This is a genomic window from Hymenobacter sp. H14-R3 (assembly GCF_030063445.1).
In the GTDB taxonomy this organism is placed as follows: domain Bacteria; phylum Bacteroidota; class Bacteroidia; order Cytophagales; family Hymenobacteraceae; genus Hymenobacter.
Genome location: NZ_JASITD010000001.1, coordinates 80,948 through 97,594, shown reverse-complemented (window position 1 = coordinate 97,594; position 16,647 = coordinate 80,948). Strand labels below are relative to the sequence as shown.

The following is a 16,647-nucleotide window of genomic DNA, read 5'->3' as shown; positions in this document are numbered from 1 at the left end:
GGCCCCGCTGGTCGTTGAGGAGCGCCGGTGGGTTGCCCATACAACGCGCCCACTGCCGCTTCGTTTCCGTATTTTACGGCCGCTCCGTTACTACGCCATGTTCAAGAATCCCGACAAAGCCCCCAAAAGCTACACGCCCGGCGAGGCCCTGCCCAAAATTGCGGCCTACTGCGCCTACCAGGAACGCACCCACAAGGAAGTAGCCGAAAAGCTCAAAAGCTACGGCCTCGACGAGGACGAGGCCGGCGAAATCATCATTCGGCTGGGTCGCGAAAAGCTGCTCGATGAGGAGCGCTACGCCCAGTCGTATGCCCGCGGCAAGCACCGCACCAACGGCTGGGGTCGCCGCCGCATCAAGCTGGAAATGAAGGCCAAGGGCCTGAGTGACTACTGCATCAAAAGCGGCCTCAAAGAGCTGGATGGCGACGAGTACTACGCCAAGCTCAAACAGCTGCTGGGCCAGCGCGACGCCCGCGAAAAGGAAACCCACCCCATGAAGCGCAAAATGAAGCTCATGGCCTATCTCATTCAGAAAGGCTACGAGTCGGATTTGATTCAGGAAGCGCTGGGCGAGCTTGCCAGCGGCGAGGAATAGCGGCCCCGCGCGCTGCGTATTGGCGATGGACGGGCTTTTTACATTAAACTTCAATCGAAGAACTGAACTTGAGTAAAGCGTAAATTCTCAACCAAAGACCAAATTTTGCCTATTACTAATACGATGTTGGTGATAAGTACCCGTTGGCAAATAGTTTATGTTAAAAAAAGAATGTCATGCTGAACGCAGTGAAGCATCTTAGTCGCGTAACCAGCTCTAAACGTGAAGATTGCTCTTCTGATTAAGCTGCTTCACTGCGTTCAGTATGACGTTTTTGTATAGCAAACTAATGAGCAACGGGTACTTAGTTGTTATTAGTTAAGGAAGTGTTGACGTTATTGTCATTGAAAATAGATTATTATTCTTTAGACAATAAGCAATATTATATCCATCAGAGCCGTCACCTGCGTCAAATACTAAATAATATTCTCCTTTATTTCCTTTATAAACTTTAGTATCAAATGCGTTTATTCTAAACAAGTTTTTAAAAGATTCTTCTGGAAAGGAATACGTTTTATTCTTAGTTTTCAGTGTAATATTTTTAATTTCGGTAATATTTTCTTCTCCGTAATAGGGATATGCTTTCTTCCCATCAACCAAAAAAAATCCTTCTTTAGTTTGAGTTATTTTATGATTTAATTTTTTAAATACCTGGGTTTCAATTGAGACTTGCAAATCTTCGTTACTGTGAAATACTTTAGTATTGTCGATTTCTGTCATCTTTAGTTTTGTTAGACTTTCTAGGTTCACTAATCTGCTTTTATGAACGTAGCCTAAATTTTCTCCTCCATCAAATTTTAAAAAATTATTTTCACTCAAATTTTTTGTTAATGAAAAATTTATTGCAATCCAATCAATAGATTTGTTCTCTTCTTGTGTATATGTTGCGATTGAAAAAACCTGTCCTTCTATTATTTTGCTAACTAATTTGGAGTTTATAGAAGGTAGTTTTCTTGCGTTGGTGTACCCATCGCTGTCGTAGCAAACAGAAAGTTGCGCTATGCTAATCTTTGGAAAGAAGACAAGTAAGAAAAGTATGGTTTTATAGTATAATTTCATCGATTTTTTGCTATTAGATTTTGCTGTATAATTACCGCCAACGCGCTGGTATCCGCTACAGCTTGCGGGCCGGCCCCGGCGCTACCAGCCGCTGGCCCACCACCACGCGCCGCCCGGTGAGGGTGTGCAGCAGGGGCACCAGGATTTGCTGGGCGTTGCGCTGGGTTTCGGCCAGGATGCCCGATTGCAGGGCCGACTTCCGCACCTGGGCCTCGGCGTAGCGGTAGGCTTCGTCCACGAGGCTGGCATCCTGAAAGAAGTCGTTTTCGGTGCTAAACACGCGGCTCTGGCTGTGGTCTACCTGGAAGGCACACAGCTCGGGGGCGGGCAAGATGATGCGCACCACCGAGTCGCCCTCAAACGTGACGTCTTGGGGCCTGATTTTGCGCAGGTCGAGGCAGCCCACGGCTTCTCCGCCCACGATGAGGGCCGCCTTAGCATCGGGCAAAAATGGGTATTTGGCGGCGCGTTTGTACTCCACCACGTCCTTGAAGCGGTAGCGCACCAACTCCAGCTTGCCCAGGGCCTCTACCTGGGTGAGCACCGTGTTGTGGGTCACGGTTACCTGCGGCTCGCGCGGGGCCAGGGGGTTGAAGGCGGCCAGCGTAGGGCCGATTTTCTGCCACAAAAATACCCCCAGCGCTACCAGAATAAACAACGGAATGAGGCGGCGAAGGAGGCGGGGCAGCATAGCGGACGAAAGTGAGCCAGCCCCGGCCGGTAAGTAAGGCGGAGCTTATCGCTAATACCCCAAACCACGGGCTGGGGTTGGCCGGCGCGTAGCTTTGTGAGGGGGGTAGAACAAAAGGGACAATAATTGACCAATAAAAAATTCGCGAAAAATTCCGCGAAAACCCGTTCAACTGGCCCCAAATGACCTTTTAATGCACTACCCGGGAAAATTCGCGAAAAAACGGATGGGACAAATGGCCGTGACTCGCTTGGATACTGCTTTGACTGGTGGCCCTGGATAGGGTCTAAACTAGGTGGTAAGTAACAGAAACACCCTTTAAATGGCCTTGAAAGTGGTCTTTAATGGGTGTTTTTGGCGTTTTAAATGGCTTGCAGGCCCTTGTTGCTGGCTTCTATGGCCATCAGGCGGGCAAGGATTTCATCAACGTCAGCGCGGGTGCGGGATACCTCTTTAATGAGGTCATAACGTGGGTTGACGAACTGCCTGGATAGGCGGCCTACGGCTACCCATATTTCAAGCACCTCTTCAGCATGGATGAATTGCGCCGGGAAGGCAATATTATCGCTCTGTAAGGTAAGCTGGCCGCGTTCATTCAGGCGATTGAGCAGGCGCTTTACTACGGGCCTTTCTTGCGTTACGACAACGTGAACGTAGTTATCGGTGATTTCATGCGCCCAATTGTCTACGTAGCGGCAAATGACCCAATCGCCTTCATATAAGGTCGGTTGCATGGATTCGCCGGATACCTGGAAGGCGCGGAAAGTGCCGTTGCGGTAGGCTTTATCGGGTAGGCTGAAGGCAGGCAGGTTGCTCATGAACTCGGGTTCAATGAAGCCACCAGTAGCGTAGCCAGCAGCCACGCGGGTGCTAACCAGCGAGATGTTGTCATTACCCACAGAATCGACGGTGGTTACCAGGACTCGGGGGCTGGCAGCGTACTGGCCGCCTTTTTCCGCAACTAGAAAATTTGTCCCTTTTGTTTTGCTGGAAGGGGGTAGGTTAGCGGGTAGGTTAGCAGATAGGTTAGCACTTTCGGTCGGGGCGTGGTGGTGGTTTGCTCCATTTTGGAACATTGCTCCCCTTCCCGTTAGAATATAATCGGGGGCTACGTTCATCTTTTCAACCAGGAACGTGGCAATCTCTATGCTTACTCCCCGGCGGCCAGCTTCAATGTTGTTCAAATAGCCCCTGGATAGCTCTAAACGCTGGGCAAAGTCCAGTACGCTTACATTAAGTGCTTCACGCACTTTGGTAAGTCGCTCATTGATTGTACTGGCTTGCTTCATACGGTAGGGGGACACTTATTTATTCCTAAATGGAAAATATATGTGTCGTAACGCTTGCTTTTGTTCCGATTAGGATACACCTTTGTCTCATAATCCGGGACAAATATGAGCAACGCAACTGACATTCCAACCAAAGCCGACGCTGAACATCAGTCGATGGACGCGGCCGAAATAGCCCTTCGCGTGGGTGTCAGCGCAAGTTTGGTGCGCAAAGTCCTGAACGGGACGCGCCGGAATGACAAGGTTGTGCGGGCTTACAACGCGTTGCTCAAAGAGCGGGCAAAAGCGCAGAAGCAGTTTCAGGCAATCCAAAAAGGAACACAGCAGTGAGGATAATCGACCACCAACTTTTCTTGGAGGGCGATGACTTCACGGCGCTGGGCTATTCGGCCGGCACGGTGAAAGTGAACATCTCACAGCAGCGCGCTTCCTGGCGTGGCATCGTGTCGGTGAAAGACCCGGCCAATGGCCTACTGCGGGTTTACCCCTACGCCAGTTTCCCGGCTGAATGGAAAAAAACCATTCAGGAGAAGCTGGCCGATGGCCAGGAGCCATTGGCATGGGCACGCAGCCAGGAGCAATACGCGGTGCTACGGCAATTCTTGCCAGCGGTGCCGAAGGCTGATGTGGTGGCCCTGCGCAGCTACCGGATTGAGCGCGAAACGGCCGACCTGAACACGGGTGAGGTGCTAACTAAGCAACTAAGCGGGCTACCCGAAGACAAGATAAAAGCCTACGGCCAGGCGTGCCGCTGGCTGGCCCTGCTGAGCGATGCGAAGTGGAAAAAGAAGTCGGAGCGGGAAAAGGTGAGCCCTACGCTGGCTGCCATGCCCGACTTCATTGCGGCCTGCATCGTGCTTTTCACCGAAGACGAAGTGAAGCTGCCAACCAACTACAGCAAGCTGATGGCTAAGCTGCGGGACTATAAGTTGGAGGGTGCGGCCTGCCTTATTAGTAAGGCGCTGGGCAACACTACCACGCTGAAGGTGCGGGAAGAGCAGCTGGAATACCTTATTAAGCTGTATTCGGACAAGCGGAAGCCATCCTTTGAGCTGGTGACGGGCTGGTACAATGAAGCTGCTGAGCGCCGGGCGGGCCTCGGGCTGGAATTATGGCCCGAAATCACGGCTGGCACCACCAAAAACCACCTACTGGCTACCGATGTGCAGCCGGTGTGGTACATGGCGCGGCACGGGTACGATGCCTGGAAAGCCCGCTACGAATACACCATGCTGGCCCATCGGCCTTCCATGCGCGATGCGCAGTGGGTAATCGACGGTACCAAAGTGAACAAACGCTACCGCACTGCCAAGGGCGTGAGCGCGAAGCTGAAGATGATAGTGGTGATGGACGTGGCCACCGAACTGTTTTTGGGCTGGTCGTTTGCCGAAACTGAGGATTGGCGCGAAGTGGCCAAGGCTGTGCGGATGGCTCACCAGCGGGCGGGCGGGGTGCGGCCTTACCAGTTCCTGTACGATAACGACGGTTCCAACAAGCTCTTTTTCAAAGGTGCGCCGGGGTTACACTACCCCGCGATGCCTTATAACGGCCAAAGTAAGACCATTGAAGGGGCTTTTGGCCGCCTGCAACGGGGCATTATGCGGGCCGATGTGAACCACACGGGCCAGAATATTAAGGCCCGCGCCCTGGATAGCCAGGAAAACACTGATGGGCTGAAAGTGGCCGACCTACCTACGCTGGCTGAGTGTATTGCGCAAGCTGAGCTAGAGCTACATCAGTGGAACAACTACAAGGGCCGCAAAGGCGACCGCCTTTCGCCCAAAGAACTGTATGCGGCCAGCGAGAACCCGACCCCGCAGTACCTGACCGCCGCCGATGAAGTGGAAGCCTTCTGGCTGTGGAATGAGCAGCCCATCACCTACCGTCGCGATGGCCTACGCTTCAAAAAGCACGGCGTGGAAACGGTGTATGAGGTGGTGGAAGAGTCGGTGACCGGCGCGGGCATCACGCAAATGATACCCGACCTGGCCTTCCACAGCCGCTTCGTAGGGCAGAAGTTCTTGGTGAAGTACGACCCCGACAACGTGGGCGAAATGATTGCCTTGTACGTGGGCGATGATAAGCGCTTCGTTGAATTCGCCCACGCAAAGGAGGCCATGCCCCGCGCCCTGGTGGACCACCAAGCCGACAGCCGCGCCAAAATCAACGTGCGCCTCGACTTGAAAAAGCAGCAGCGCAGCCAGGTGCTGGGCAAGCAAGCCGACATCAACCAGCGCCTGGATGCGGAAGACATTCAGAAGCTCGGGCACCGCTTTATCAGCAAAGACGTGCTGGCTGCGGCCGAAGAAGACTTCCTGGCTGCTCAGGACGTGGCCGTGGTGCCTCGGGCGCTGCCACAGGCCCCGGCTACGCTGGCTGCGGCGGCCACCGCCGACGCGGTACGAACTGCAAAATGGGCCAAAATGAACGCTATAAACGCTGGCCAATAACCAAAAAAACCGCCCCGACTGCAATCGGGGCGGCCTATTCAAACACTCTCAATCCACCCAAAAGTAATGTTAGAATCTCAGAAAGAGCAAATTGCTCAGGCACTGGAAGCCTACATGGCTACCCACACCACCAGCCAGAACAAAGTGGCCACTGCCTCGGGCGTGTCGGCCGGCTACTTGTCGCAAATCCTGAATCGCAACTGGAACGCGGTGCCCGTGGCGGGCGGCAAAACGGCCGTGATTGGCGACCAGCACTTCCGCAAGCTGCAAATCCTGCTGGGCCTGTCGCTAGAAGTGTTCCAGACCAAGAACTACATGGACGTGCTGATTGCGCTGGATGAAACCCGCAAAACGGCGGGTGCCACGCTAATCGACGGAGATACGGGCGCGGGTAAAACCTTCGCCATCACGGAGTATGCTCGCCAAAACCCGGCTACGGTGTACGTAGTGAAGTGCTCTAATGCGATGACCGCAGCTAGCATGATTCGGCGGATTTGTGAGGTGGTGGGCGTGGGCCTGACCGGCCCGGTTGACGGGCGCATCCTGGCCGTGGCCAACAAAATGAACCGCGAAGGCCAGGCGCTGCTGGTGTTTGATGAGTCGGAAACGATGGTGAAAAAGTCGCGGGCTTTCGGCTTCATCAAAGACCTGTACGACCTGGTGGAAGGCCGCTCGGGTATCGTGATAGCGGGGGCCAACGGCATTCTCGACAAGCTGAAAGTGAAGGCCAGCTACAATGTGGAGAGCTTCCCGCAGGTGCTGCGGCGCTTTGGGGCCACGCCCGTCATGCTCAGCGCTGGTATTGACCTCGGTGATGCTACGGAAGTCTGTGCTGCCTACGGCATCACGGGTAAGCGCGATGTGAGCACGCTGGTGGCCGCCTGCGAGAACTACGGCACCTTCTTCAACAAGCTGAAGAAGCTGAAGGCCGACCAAGAGCTACTGGCCGCCGCTGCCTAAATGCTAGGTATTGAATCCGACATGAGGGGCTGGGCACAGGTGTCTGGCTCACTCAAATTCCACTACTTCCAGGGGGACGGAATGGCCTGCATGTGCAGCCGCTGGAAGCCGACCAACCTGCGACCAAGTGACTTCTACGACGGCAACCACGACTGCATTGACAACTGTGGCAGCTGCAATACCAATCGCAAAAAAAGCCTCAAAAAACCGACAATGGGAAAGCTGATTAGCGCACACACTGTGCATGACAATATTTACCGGACCCTGCCAATAGATGAGCGGTGGGAAGAGATTATCGGGTTGCCGGAAAGCAACTTCCGCATGATAATCTACGGTGAGTCGGGTGGAGGCAAAACCACGTTCGCAATGGAGTTAGCGGTAATGCTGACCACCCTTGGGAAAGTCTACTATAACAGTAGCGAGCAAGGGGAGGGTAAGTCTATACAAGATGCTTTCAAGCGTGCGGGAGTGAAAGAGAAATGTGCAAAAGGCTCCTTCATGCTGGCTGACCGCCACACGTTTGCTGAAATGGTGGAATACCTGGAGAAGAAGCGCAGTGCCCCCTTCGTGATTATCGACTCGCTCAACTACATGAAGTTGACCGAAGCGCAATACAAAGTGCTGATAGAAGCCTTTCCCAAAAAGGTATTCATCATCATCAGCTGGTCAGATGGTAAATCACCAAAAGGCGACCACGCCAAGGCCATCGAATACATGGTGGACATCAAGGTGCGGGTGAACGACGGGGAAGTGATAGCCCTGAGCCGCTTCGGGGCAACGGAGCCCTACCGGCTCTTCCCGAGCAAGAAGGTCAAGAAGGTGGCCACCGGGCAGCAACTCACACTTCTGGAAGGATAAGGCCATGCATACTACTCCCATGCGGGTGCCCGTGACGCACCTGGAAGCCCCCGAAGTTGACATGCCTAAGCGCCCGGTATTGGTCAAGCTGACCCCGAAGAATAAGGTGAAGCTGTCGCTGAACCTGATGGCCTACGATGAGGCGTGCGGCTGGTTTGGCGACACGATAGCCGCACTAGGCCAAGCCCTGCAAGATGACCCGTGGCCAGCGGCGCAAGACCTGGAACTAGCCAGCAAAGTGTACCTGCTACTCGACATCCACAACACGCAGCTAGAGCCCTACTACCTGCGACCTGCGGCGATGAAGCTGACCCTGACTCGTGCCGAAGCCTGCCTGCTGTGGCGCTGCTGGCGTGACAACGGGCTGGCCGCTAACCAGGCCCCTGCCCTCACCGAAGTGCTACACGCCTTACACCAACTCTTAGCCTAGCCATGAGCCAGATAACCCAACAAAAGGCCACTGATACGCAGGTGCGCCGCCGCATGGAAAAGCTACTGCGGTGGGATGCCGGCCGGCTGAATGAGTGCGAATACGAGCAAGGTATTCAGTGGCTGGATACGGTGTTTGGCCAGGTAGATGGGCCGCAGGGCCTGAACGTCGTGCGCCGCAAGCTAGAAGGCACCGTGGGCTTTTGGGCGTGGTGGAAAAACCAGTGGGCCAACCTGGATGCCCAGCTGAGCCCCAACCTGAAAGTGGCCCTGATAGGTGACGAATGGAAGCTGGGCTACTACGCCCCCAACATCGGGGCCACCTACTACACGCCCGACACCTGGAACGCCTACTACCAGCGCCGCCATGCGGAATACATGGCGGCGCTACGGCCCGATGATGACACCCTGCGGCACATCCTGAAAGCCGCCTGATTGCCCAGCCTGGAAGGTCACGCGCCGGGGTTCGACTCCCTGGCCAGGCGCACCACTTACCCATTTTTCACCCTTCAAACTCTTTTCAAATGGCCACTGTAGCCCTGAACCCCGCCACCAAAAAGGCCAGCAAGCTGCTGGAACGGTACGCCGACCTACACCAGCGTCAGCTGGAAATTGATGACGCAGCAAAAGAGGCCAAAGCGCCGCTGGATGCTGAATTAGCAGACGTGAAAGCCAAGCTGGAAGGCTGGGCAAACACCAACCCCGCAGCTTTCGGCGGCAAGAAAACGATGACGCTGGAAGGCGGTACGTTCGGCTTCAAGCTGGGCACCAAAGCGGTGTCGTTTCCGCTGGATGGGCCGGCTGAAATCAAGGATGCGTACCTGAAAATCGTGAAGACGGAAATGTCTGCGGCCATTCTCGAATCGGTGGACTCCAAAAAGGTGGCCGCTACCTGGGGCGATTACCCAAGGCTGGTGAGACGGCTGGGTACGCTGGGCATCACGGTGAAGCAGGAAGACAGCTTCTTTATCACTCCGAAGAAATAGTGAATCTGCTGGATAAAGTTGTGACCACCATCGGGATGATGGTGGTCACGGCGCTGCAACTGGCTGCGCTGAAACTGGTGGGCGTGGGTGTGGTGGCTGGGTGGAGCTGGTGGGCGGTGTTGTCGCCACTGTGGTTCCCGTGGCTGGTGATACTCATTGCGGCCTTCTGCCTGGGGTTTTATCTGCTACTCACACGGCTCGGGGAAGACTCGCTATGAGCCAGGACCAACCGCACGAGTCCATAAAAGACCTGGGAGAAGGCTCAGCAGTAAAGGTTACGCGGGGTGCTTATACAGGTGGCACAGGCACGATAGACCAATTCAGCCGCGAAGCACCTGGCTTCTATTGGGTGTGGATTACGGTGTATCAAACCTCATTGAACACCTTCAAAACCAAGCAAACAGCAAAGCGGGTGTTGCTCAGCGAAGGCCAGCTGGCCGCGAATTGAATACCCCAACCCGGCCGCGTGGCTTAGCGCGGATTCGCAATCCGCGCCGGGTGCCAATACTTCACTTTTAAGGTAAGATTTTATGCGAAAGCTACCCGCGTTTGCCGTGCCTGCGGCGGTTGAAAAGGCCCTGCGGGAAGGTGCTGATTGCGTGTGGAGCCTGAGCGGTGGCAAGGACAGCCAAGCGCTGGTTGAAGTAGGTTCGGCCTGGTTTCGGGCACAGGGCTATCCTGGTCAGCAGTACGTGATTCATGCCGACCTCGGGCGGGCCGAATGGCCTCAGACGGGCGCATTTGTGGCGCAGTTGGCTGAGGAAGCGGGCTTGCCGCTGGTCGTAGTGCAACGCCCCAAAGGCGACCTAATAACCCGGTTTGAAGAGCGTTTGCAGGCGGTGAAGGGCACGGCTACGCCGTTCTGGCCATCGGCCGAAAGTCGGTATTGCACCAGCCACTTAAAAGGTGGCCCAATAGATACAGTCCTACGTAACCCGGCCCCATTCTGGCCTTCATCGGATAGCCGCTATTGCACTTCTGACCAGAAGCGTGGGCCGATTGATACCCACCTACGCACGGCCGAAGTGGTAGTGTCGGCTGAAGGGGTGCGGGGTGATGAGAGCCGGGACCGGGCCAAAAAGCCAGTAGTGGAAATCCGCAAAAGCATCACGGCTAAAAGCACGGTAGCTAAAGCGCGTGACTTGGCCAGCATGACCCCGCGCCGGGCACTGGCCGCCCGAGAGCCGGGCAAGCGGGTGGCCCTGAATTGGCGGCCCCTCTTCCACTGGTCGGAAGAAGACATCTGGCAGGCGTGTGGTACTAGCCTGGCTGAGCTACAGCGCCGCCGTGCTTTATACAAGGCTGGCCAGGAAGCGGAAGCCCTAGATGGGTGGCCCGCCCACCCGGCCTACGTGTTCGGTAATCAACGGCTTTCGTGCGCCTTCTGTGTGCTGGGTAGTGCCAACGACCTACTAAACGGAGCCCAGCACAACCCCGAGCTATACGGGCACCTAATACAACTGGAAATCATCGGCCAGGCCACTTTCAAACACGGCTGGTCACTCACCGAATTGCCCGTGACGGGCGAAGCGGCCCGCGTTCGGGACGCAATCTTACTCAACAACTAACATGGGAAAAATCCGCACCCTACAACAGAACCAGCGGCTGCACACGCTGCTGGCTGAAGCTGGCCTGACAGCCGAAAAAGAAGCCCTAGCCAAGCAATTCAGCAACAACCGCACTGGCCGCACATCGGAGCTATTCACTACCGAATGCGGGGCGCTGATTGACCACTTGGAAGCCAGCCTGGGGCTTGCGCCCGTGGCCCCCACGCCTGAGCAGGAAGAAGAGTCCGAACGGATGCGCAACAAAATACTGAGCCTGGCCCACGAAATGCGGTGGGAATTGCCGGGTACAGAGAAGGTGGATATGGGGCGGGTGAATACCTGGTGCCAGACCTACACGAAGACCAAAAAGCACTTTAACCACTACACACATGCTGAGCTGGTGGCGATGGTCACGCAGTTCAAAGTCGTTTATCGGAAGTACCTCAAAGAATTGGAGAAATGATAAAGGACCGGCCGCTTAATAAGAGGGAGCAAAAGCTATTCGTCAGGCTGTACGCTGCTAGCCTTCTGCATAATGGCGTGATGCACATGATTCCTGCATCTGAGAAAGAAGAAGAAGGGATTGATGAGGAAGTAACCCTGCTGTGTGAAAAACTAATAGGAATTCATCAATCCTTCGCTACGGTCAGTCAAATTATTGAGTACATCAAAGGCCTGCGAAAATGAACACCAGCATCTACAAACTGACTTCGGCCAAAATACCGGGCGGGGCCATTTACATCCGCTACCGGGGCGGGCTGCTGCGGGGGCTCGACACGGCCGATGCCCAGCCCACGGCTGAGCAGTTGGAATACTTCCTTCACTTGCTACCCGTGCGGGAAGCGCAGCTGGCCTCGGGTGAAGTATCGCTGGGCAACATGAGCATCATCCCGTTGCCCGAGCGAACCACAAAGGATAAGATTGCCCACTACTGCGCAGCCTTTCAGGAATACCGGAACGTGAGCTACCGGCCCACGCAGAATGAAGCCAGCAACATCCGCACGGTGCCCGTGAGCCAGGAGCTACTGGCCATCTTCTTTGAAACCCCGCTGCTGCTGGATTTCAGTATCCGCAACTATATCCAGCGCATCAACATCACACGGGACATCCAGAAGAATGGGCGGAATGCGAAGGAGCGGTTTCCGAACCAATTTGACAAGGATTTCTTCCAAAAACTGCCCTCTGAGAAGCATGGGGCCTACTATGCTCACCTGCGGGCGCAAGGTTTGGAGTTCATTAAAGGCCGTGGCTGGGTAGTTCCAGACCGTTTATAGCTTAGTTTTTGTCCATATTTGGGGCTATAATCGCCTGTTAAGCACCCGTTAAACCCATGAAAAACGCACTTTTGGGGCTATTCCTAGTCCTTTCCGCAGGGGCGGTAGCCGCTCAGAATGCCCCAACGGCCACATTCCAGCAAGCTTTTGCCGCTGGCCAGGCGGCTGAAGAGTCTGAGCATTGGGAACAAGCCGAAGTCAGCTACGCCATCTGCCTGGTGCAAGCCCCGGCCGATACCACGGCCCTAAAAAACCACGCTTACGCGGCAACCAACAGCCTTAGCCGCCATACTCGCAAGCCTGATAGTGCCGCCCAACCCGATTATTTACCGCTTGCCGTGAAGGACTACGATGCGCTGGTGGCTGCGGGCCGGGTGCGCTACCTGCTGGATAAAGCGTTGGCCTACGGTACTCGGGCCGAAGCCAGTGACCCGGCCGAAGCCACGCAACTGGTGAGCCAGGCGCTGGCCGCAGTAGGTGAGTATGAGCAGCGGGGTAAGCCGGACGTTCATTCAAAAGAAGTGCGCAAAGCATTGCAGGCCATTCGTAAATAGCGCCATGAAAAAGCTACTTGCTGCCATGCTTCTTTCGCTTGCTGGCTGCCAGCCCGATGCCGCCGATGTGCCAAGTGGCAAGTCTGTTGAAATTACCCGAGCTGAGCTTGGTGAAGACTGGCCTTTTGCTGTGGAGAAAGTGACAGTGCATTGTACAGGTCACGGTATGTATCGGCTAGTAACCGACTCAGATGGGCATACCTACGGCCTGAATGGAACTTCCAAATCTGCGCGCAAAAGCGATGGCTCACCCAAATGGGAGGACATTGAAAAGATTTGGGTGCCAGGTAAAGACATCGGGCAAGTTCTGGAAATCGCAGCTAAAAACTGTAAATAAAAAAGGCCACCCAAGCGGGTGGCCTTTTTTATTGTAGCACTACCGTGGCTACCCCATCCAGGCCCTGGCCTGGCACCAGTTGTACCCGTGCATTCAGCCAACTGGCATCGGTGTACTTAATGTGGTACTCGCTGATGATGACTTCCACCGCGCCGTAGTTGGGGTCGGGGTAGATGGCTACCCTATCCAGGCCCGTGGTGATGGGGCCACCCTTCCACGCCTGCAAGGCCAGGTAGGTGGTGGCTTCCAGGTCTACACCTGTGAGCTGCGCACCCCGCAGGGCCTTCGCACAGTGACGGATGCGCAGGATGCCTTCGGCCTGCTGAATGCCCCGGCTGATGGTAGTGGTTTTGAGGCCATCCAACTGGTAGTACACGGCGGGGAAGGTTTGCACGCTTTCGGTGCTCTCGTTTTCCAGCTGGTTATTCCAGCGAGTGAGCGTGTTGAGGTCGGGTAGTTTGGTCTTCAGGAATGCCTTCACGGCTACGAATACTTCTTTCATGCGGCGTGTGCGGTGGAGGTGATGGCAGCCATTTTGGGCGCGGTGGCCGTGATAATAGGCTCAATGGTGCGCGGACTCAGGAAGAACATATTGCCCAGCATGGTCATTATTTGCTCGTAGTTGAGCTTCATCGCCACGCGCCGGCCCTTGAACACAGCGATGACTTCTTCCGCAGTGAGGCGATTGTAAGCGGCCCTGATTTCTTTGTTTCGTTTAATGAGTAGAGAATTATCGCGGGCCATATTTATTTGGTGAAGACTTTTAGAGGTCAAATATCTTACTCAATTGCCGTTCCAACAAGGATTCAATTGCATTATCTAGCTGAGGGTGTTCACCCGCAAATTGGCGCTGTGGAATGGTCGTATTGACCTGCCTGGTGTGTTCGCGCACCTGGTGAGCACCGCCCGCACCACGTTTCTTATTGGAACGTGAGTGGCTGGCCACCGTCACGGTTTCGGCAATGGTGCCACCTTCGTTGTGAATCTCAGCGTAGGGCACATCGGTGAATAGCACCACCGTGAAGCCGCTGTTTTGCAACTTAAACGACCGCCGCAACCGGCCCGATTGCACCAGCAGCGCCCGGCCATCATTGCCCTTCGTTACCACGCGGGGCTTCCACGGGGTGCCGAAAAACGACTGGCTGCGGAAGTTATCATCGATGCTTTCCAGAGCCAGGGCACCAATCTGGCCAGGAAGGGACTTGGCCAGGCCGTTCATCTGGCCAGCCATGATTCGGAGCTGGTTATTGAATTTATCCAGGCTATCCATCGGCGTTCTTCTTTTTAGGTTGGGGTGCGTCCTGGGTGGCCATCTTGTAGAGCAGCGGCTTCACGGTGGCCGGCACATCGTTGTAGGTGTGGCTGTCGGGAAAGATGACCCCGGTTTTGCCCGCGTTGTTGCCGAACTCGGGCGGGTGGCCCGTGAGGTTTTTCAGGCGGTCTTCGTCGGTGGCTTCCTTACCGGCCCGCAGCACACGCACCACATCACACCGGCACTTCCAGCCCAGCGGCGGGTAGCGCGTGTTCCAAAACGGATGCTCTACGGGTAGCGTGATGCCATCCAGTTCGGCGTGGGTAGGGCGCACGCGGTCATCACCCGCAGTCGAAAACCGCAGGAAGTAGCTGCCTTTATCCTCCTGGAAGGTGAGCCACTTGGCTGCCATCTGGCCGGTGGCAATGGCGGTATCATATTCGGTGCGCAACCAGCTCACGTTATACTGGTCGTGTAGCTTCAGGGCTTCGGCCTTGTACTCGGGAAAGGCGCGGATTTGCCCATCCTTTATAAGGAGTGCGTTCAGCTCAGTAAGCAGCTGGTAGTTTTTGTTGGCCGAAAAGACATACAGGTGCTGGCTGAACTTCCCGAGTAGCACGGCATCGGGGGTGCCGTAGGTCACTTCGGGTAGGGTTTGCCCCACGCCTTCTTCGGCCCCGGCCAGTAGCTGGCCGGCCACTTCCTGGTACATGGCCTGCCACTCGGGCGTTTTGAGCATCGCCTTCACCTTCGGCTGGTCGGTGTGCAGCTTAGCCACCACGTTGTTGAACAGCTTCAGCAGGCGGGTTTCGGCCGGGTCACTCAACTCAATTACTTCGGCGGTGTAGCCCCCGGCGCTGGTGTGCGCCGGGGGCTCAGGAAAATTTGGCGTGGACATTTTCATGCTACCCATACCTTCCTTTTTAGCCATATCCATCTTGCTCTTCGCGGGTGCTGCTTTACCCGTTAGTGCTGCAAAAGCGTTTTTCATCTGGGTCATCATCTCCATCTGGCTTTTCTCTCCCTCCTTGCCAGTAGTGGGGGCCGTGCCATTCATGTGCTTTTCGTGCAACTCTATGGCTTTGCGTAGCCACTTGGTAGCTTCTGCCACATCTTCTTTTGAGGCGGCAAGGGTGAACAGGTCAAACAAGTCGGCCATTTTCATTACCTTCTTCTTGCCCGCATTGGGCACGGCCGGCGTGTCGGTGGTGGGGTCGGGCGCGGGCGGCGCGGGTGGGTTCTTGGCGGCATTCTCTTCGGCAATCCACTTGCGCCACTTGAATTCCAGGCCCGCCACGGGGTAGCCGTGCTTCTTCAAAAAGGGCCACAGCGTGTAGTTGATGTACATGTGCAGGAAGCGCATCCGCGCCTGCACATAATGCTCTTGCACCCGCTCATGCACTTCGCCGCCCGAGCGGCTGCCCGTTTCCTGGCTGGTGGCTACCTGGCCCGTAATTAGGTAGGCGATTTCATCGTTCACAGTATCGACCAGGCCCTTGTACATGCGCCCGTCCTGGTTGGCGCTCGACTCCTTTATTTCCAAGGTTTCGTTTTCATCCAGAATCATCCAGCCATTGCTACCCATATTGCTGAGCGCATTGCGCTTGTCGGCCAGTAGGGCATCTTCCACGGCATCGGTTTTGAGCGAGATGAGGGGCATCCCGAACTTCTCGGAGCGGCGTGACCAGTCTACCCGGCTGTGCCGCTTCCAGAAGATTTCGGGCGCGGCCTTGTTGAGAATGCCCAGCCCGAAGCGGCCTTCTTCATCCATAAGGGCCACTTCCAGCAGCAGGTCGGTGTAGTCGTAGGCGGGGTCACGGAAGGGTACGCCTGTGCTGTCGTACTGGCTCAGCAGCACCTGGCCCAACTCGGGAATGACCTGGCCACGGGGTATCACGCTGATGCGGGTAAACTCGCCCGCGTGGTCGCCTTCGGTATCGGGGTAGTCGAATTGCAGCAGTGTGTGGCCGTAGAAGTCGGTGTCCAATACGCGATTCAGGAAATCCAGAAACCACGGGCGTTGCAGCAGCTTCAGCGCATCGACGTTTTCCTTGTTCTTGTCATCTACCACGGCAAAGCCTTCGCTCAGCACCTTGTTTTTCAAGGTAGTCATCTGGCCCGTGAGGTACAAATCTTTGGTTACCTGGTAGTAGATGGCGATGAGTCGGTCACGGCGGGGGCGTAGCGGGCTCAGGGCCTGCTCTTCGGCCTGTCGCCACTGCGCAATGTCAGCATCGGCCCGCACGCGGCTGGTAGTCGGTACCAGCTGGTCTTTCAGCGTGGGGTTCTTTTTGCCTTTGCGCGGGGTGATGGTGGCCGTGTTGCCTTCTTTGGCAGCGCGTTTTTTATCGGAGAGTAGGGCCATG

The 16,647-nt window shown here is 55.5% G+C and carries 23 protein-coding genes; 16 read left to right on the top strand and 7 right to left on the bottom strand.

The features are described 5' to 3' along the window. Nucleotides 1-97 precede the first annotated feature (97 nt). Nucleotides 98-595 carry a regulatory protein RecX gene (locus tag QMK33_RS00455; protein ID WP_283562585.1) on the top strand — a complete coding sequence of 166 codons (498 nt, stop codon included), beginning with the start codon at nucleotides 98-100 and terminating at the stop codon, nucleotides 593-595. Between the two features lie 318 nt (nucleotides 596-913). Here the strand turns inward: QMK33_RS00455 and QMK33_RS00450 are convergent, their stop codons facing one another. The 3 genes from QMK33_RS00450 to QMK33_RS00440 all read right to left on the bottom strand — a co-directional run bounded on the left by QMK33_RS00450 (nucleotide 914) and on the right by QMK33_RS00440 (nucleotide 3,634). Then, nucleotides 914-1,654: a hypothetical protein gene (locus QMK33_RS00450; RefSeq protein WP_283562584.1), complete on the bottom strand. Its 741-nt coding sequence runs from the start codon at nucleotides 1,652-1,654 to the stop codon at nucleotides 914-916. A gap of 55 nt (nucleotides 1,655-1,709) precedes the next feature. Continuing rightward, the gene (locus tag QMK33_RS00445) at nucleotides 1,710-2,345 is read right to left on the bottom strand and encodes a DUF4230 domain-containing protein (protein ID WP_283562583.1); all 636 of its coding nucleotides are present in this window, start codon (nucleotides 2,343-2,345) and stop codon (nucleotides 1,710-1,712) included. 362 nt (nucleotides 2,346-2,707) lie between these two features. Beyond that, nucleotides 2,708-3,634, bottom strand: coding sequence for a LexA family transcriptional regulator (locus QMK33_RS00440; RefSeq protein ID WP_283562582.1), 927 nt, complete (start codon nucleotides 3,632-3,634; stop codon nucleotides 2,708-2,710). Between the two features lie 105 nt (nucleotides 3,635-3,739). On the opposite strand from QMK33_RS00440, the gene QMK33_RS00435 reads away from it, so the two are divergent. The 15 genes from QMK33_RS00435 to QMK33_RS00365 all read left to right on the top strand — a co-directional run bounded on the left by QMK33_RS00435 (nucleotide 3,740) and on the right by QMK33_RS00365 (nucleotide 13,029). Then, a complete protein-coding gene (locus tag QMK33_RS00435) occupies nucleotides 3,740-3,964 on the top strand; it encodes a hypothetical protein (protein ID WP_283562581.1) in 225 nt (74 codons plus the stop codon). Between the two features lie 23 nt (nucleotides 3,965-3,987). Then, nucleotides 3,988-6,084, top strand: a complete 2,097-nt coding sequence (locus QMK33_RS00430; RefSeq protein ID WP_283562580.1) for a hypothetical protein — start codon at nucleotides 3,988-3,990, stop codon at nucleotides 6,082-6,084. 66 nt (nucleotides 6,085-6,150) lie between these two features. Further along, nucleotides 6,151-7,044 (top strand): AAA family ATPase, encoded by an 894-nt coding sequence (locus tag QMK33_RS00425; RefSeq protein ID WP_283562579.1) that lies wholly within the window; start codon nucleotides 6,151-6,153, stop codon nucleotides 7,042-7,044. Further along, complete coding sequence (locus QMK33_RS00420) at nucleotides 7,045-7,902, top strand: KTI12 family protein (RefSeq protein ID WP_283562578.1); 858 nt, start codon at nucleotides 7,045-7,047, stop codon at nucleotides 7,900-7,902. It begins immediately after the preceding gene. A gap of 4 nt (nucleotides 7,903-7,906) precedes the next feature. After that, nucleotides 7,907-8,332 (top strand): hypothetical protein, encoded by a 426-nt coding sequence (locus tag QMK33_RS00415; RefSeq protein WP_283562577.1) that lies wholly within the window; start codon nucleotides 7,907-7,909, stop codon nucleotides 8,330-8,332. Between the two features lie 2 nt (nucleotides 8,333-8,334). Further along, nucleotides 8,335-8,766: a hypothetical protein gene (locus QMK33_RS00410; RefSeq protein WP_283562576.1), complete on the top strand. Its 432-nt coding sequence runs from the start codon at nucleotides 8,335-8,337 to the stop codon at nucleotides 8,764-8,766. Nucleotides 8,767-8,855: 89 nt separating this feature from the next. Next, entirely contained in the window at nucleotides 8,856-9,317 is a 462-nt protein-coding gene (locus QMK33_RS00405) for a host-nuclease inhibitor Gam family protein (RefSeq protein WP_283562575.1), read from the top strand. Then, on the top strand, nucleotides 9,317-9,535 hold the full coding sequence (locus QMK33_RS00400; protein ID WP_283562574.1) for a hypothetical protein: 219 nt from the start codon (nucleotides 9,317-9,319) through the stop codon (nucleotides 9,533-9,535). Before QMK33_RS00405 ends, QMK33_RS00400 begins: the two co-directional genes overlap by 1 nt. After that, nucleotides 9,532-9,765, top strand: coding sequence for a hypothetical protein (locus QMK33_RS00395; protein WP_283562573.1), 234 nt, complete (start codon nucleotides 9,532-9,534; stop codon nucleotides 9,763-9,765). Before QMK33_RS00400 ends, QMK33_RS00395 begins: the two co-directional genes overlap by 4 nt. 82 nt (nucleotides 9,766-9,847) lie before the next feature. Further along, nucleotides 9,848-10,885, top strand: a complete 1,038-nt coding sequence (locus QMK33_RS00390) for a phosphoadenosine phosphosulfate reductase domain-containing protein (RefSeq protein ID WP_283562572.1) — start codon at nucleotides 9,848-9,850, stop codon at nucleotides 10,883-10,885. A gap of 1 nt (nucleotide 10,886) precedes the next feature. Then, nucleotides 10,887-11,327 (top strand): hypothetical protein, encoded by a 441-nt coding sequence (locus tag QMK33_RS00385; RefSeq protein WP_283562571.1) that lies wholly within the window; start codon nucleotides 10,887-10,889, stop codon nucleotides 11,325-11,327. Further along, on the top strand, nucleotides 11,324-11,551 hold the full coding sequence (locus QMK33_RS00380; protein WP_283562570.1) for a hypothetical protein: 228 nt from the start codon (nucleotides 11,324-11,326) through the stop codon (nucleotides 11,549-11,551). Before QMK33_RS00385 ends, QMK33_RS00380 begins: the two co-directional genes overlap by 4 nt. Next, entirely contained in the window at nucleotides 11,548-12,138 is a 591-nt protein-coding gene (locus QMK33_RS00375; RefSeq protein ID WP_283562569.1) for a hypothetical protein, read from the top strand. Before QMK33_RS00380 ends, QMK33_RS00375 begins: the two co-directional genes overlap by 4 nt. Before the next feature lie 56 nt (nucleotides 12,139-12,194). Next, nucleotides 12,195-12,692, top strand: coding sequence for a hypothetical protein (locus tag QMK33_RS00370; RefSeq protein ID WP_283562568.1), 498 nt, complete (start codon nucleotides 12,195-12,197; stop codon nucleotides 12,690-12,692). 4 nt (nucleotides 12,693-12,696) lie between these two features. Further along, complete coding sequence (locus QMK33_RS00365; RefSeq protein ID WP_283562567.1) at nucleotides 12,697-13,029, top strand: DUF2511 domain-containing protein; 333 nt, start codon at nucleotides 12,697-12,699, stop codon at nucleotides 13,027-13,029. A gap of 28 nt (nucleotides 13,030-13,057) precedes the next feature. On the opposite strand, the gene QMK33_RS00360 is transcribed toward QMK33_RS00365, so the two are convergent. Genes QMK33_RS00360 through QMK33_RS00345 form a run of 4 tightly spaced genes read right to left on the bottom strand, consistent with a single transcriptional unit; the run spans nucleotide 13,058 to nucleotide 16,646 of the window. After that, on the bottom strand, nucleotides 13,058-13,531 hold the full coding sequence (locus QMK33_RS00360; RefSeq protein WP_283562566.1) for a hypothetical protein: 474 nt from the start codon (nucleotides 13,529-13,531) through the stop codon (nucleotides 13,058-13,060). After that, nucleotides 13,528-13,773, bottom strand: coding sequence for a hypothetical protein (locus QMK33_RS00355; protein WP_283562565.1), 246 nt, complete (start codon nucleotides 13,771-13,773; stop codon nucleotides 13,528-13,530). The genes QMK33_RS00360 and QMK33_RS00355 overlap by 4 nt, the downstream gene beginning before the upstream one ends. A gap of 19 nt (nucleotides 13,774-13,792) precedes the next feature. Then, entirely contained in the window at nucleotides 13,793-14,260 is a 468-nt protein-coding gene (locus tag QMK33_RS00350) for a phage virion morphogenesis family protein (protein WP_283562564.1), read from the bottom strand. A 31-nt stretch (nucleotides 14,261-14,291) separates the two neighbouring features. Beyond that, nucleotides 14,292-16,646 (bottom strand): phage portal protein family protein, encoded by a 2,355-nt coding sequence (locus QMK33_RS00345; RefSeq protein ID WP_283562563.1) that lies wholly within the window; start codon nucleotides 16,644-16,646, stop codon nucleotides 14,292-14,294. Nucleotide 16,647: the final 1 nt, after the last annotated feature.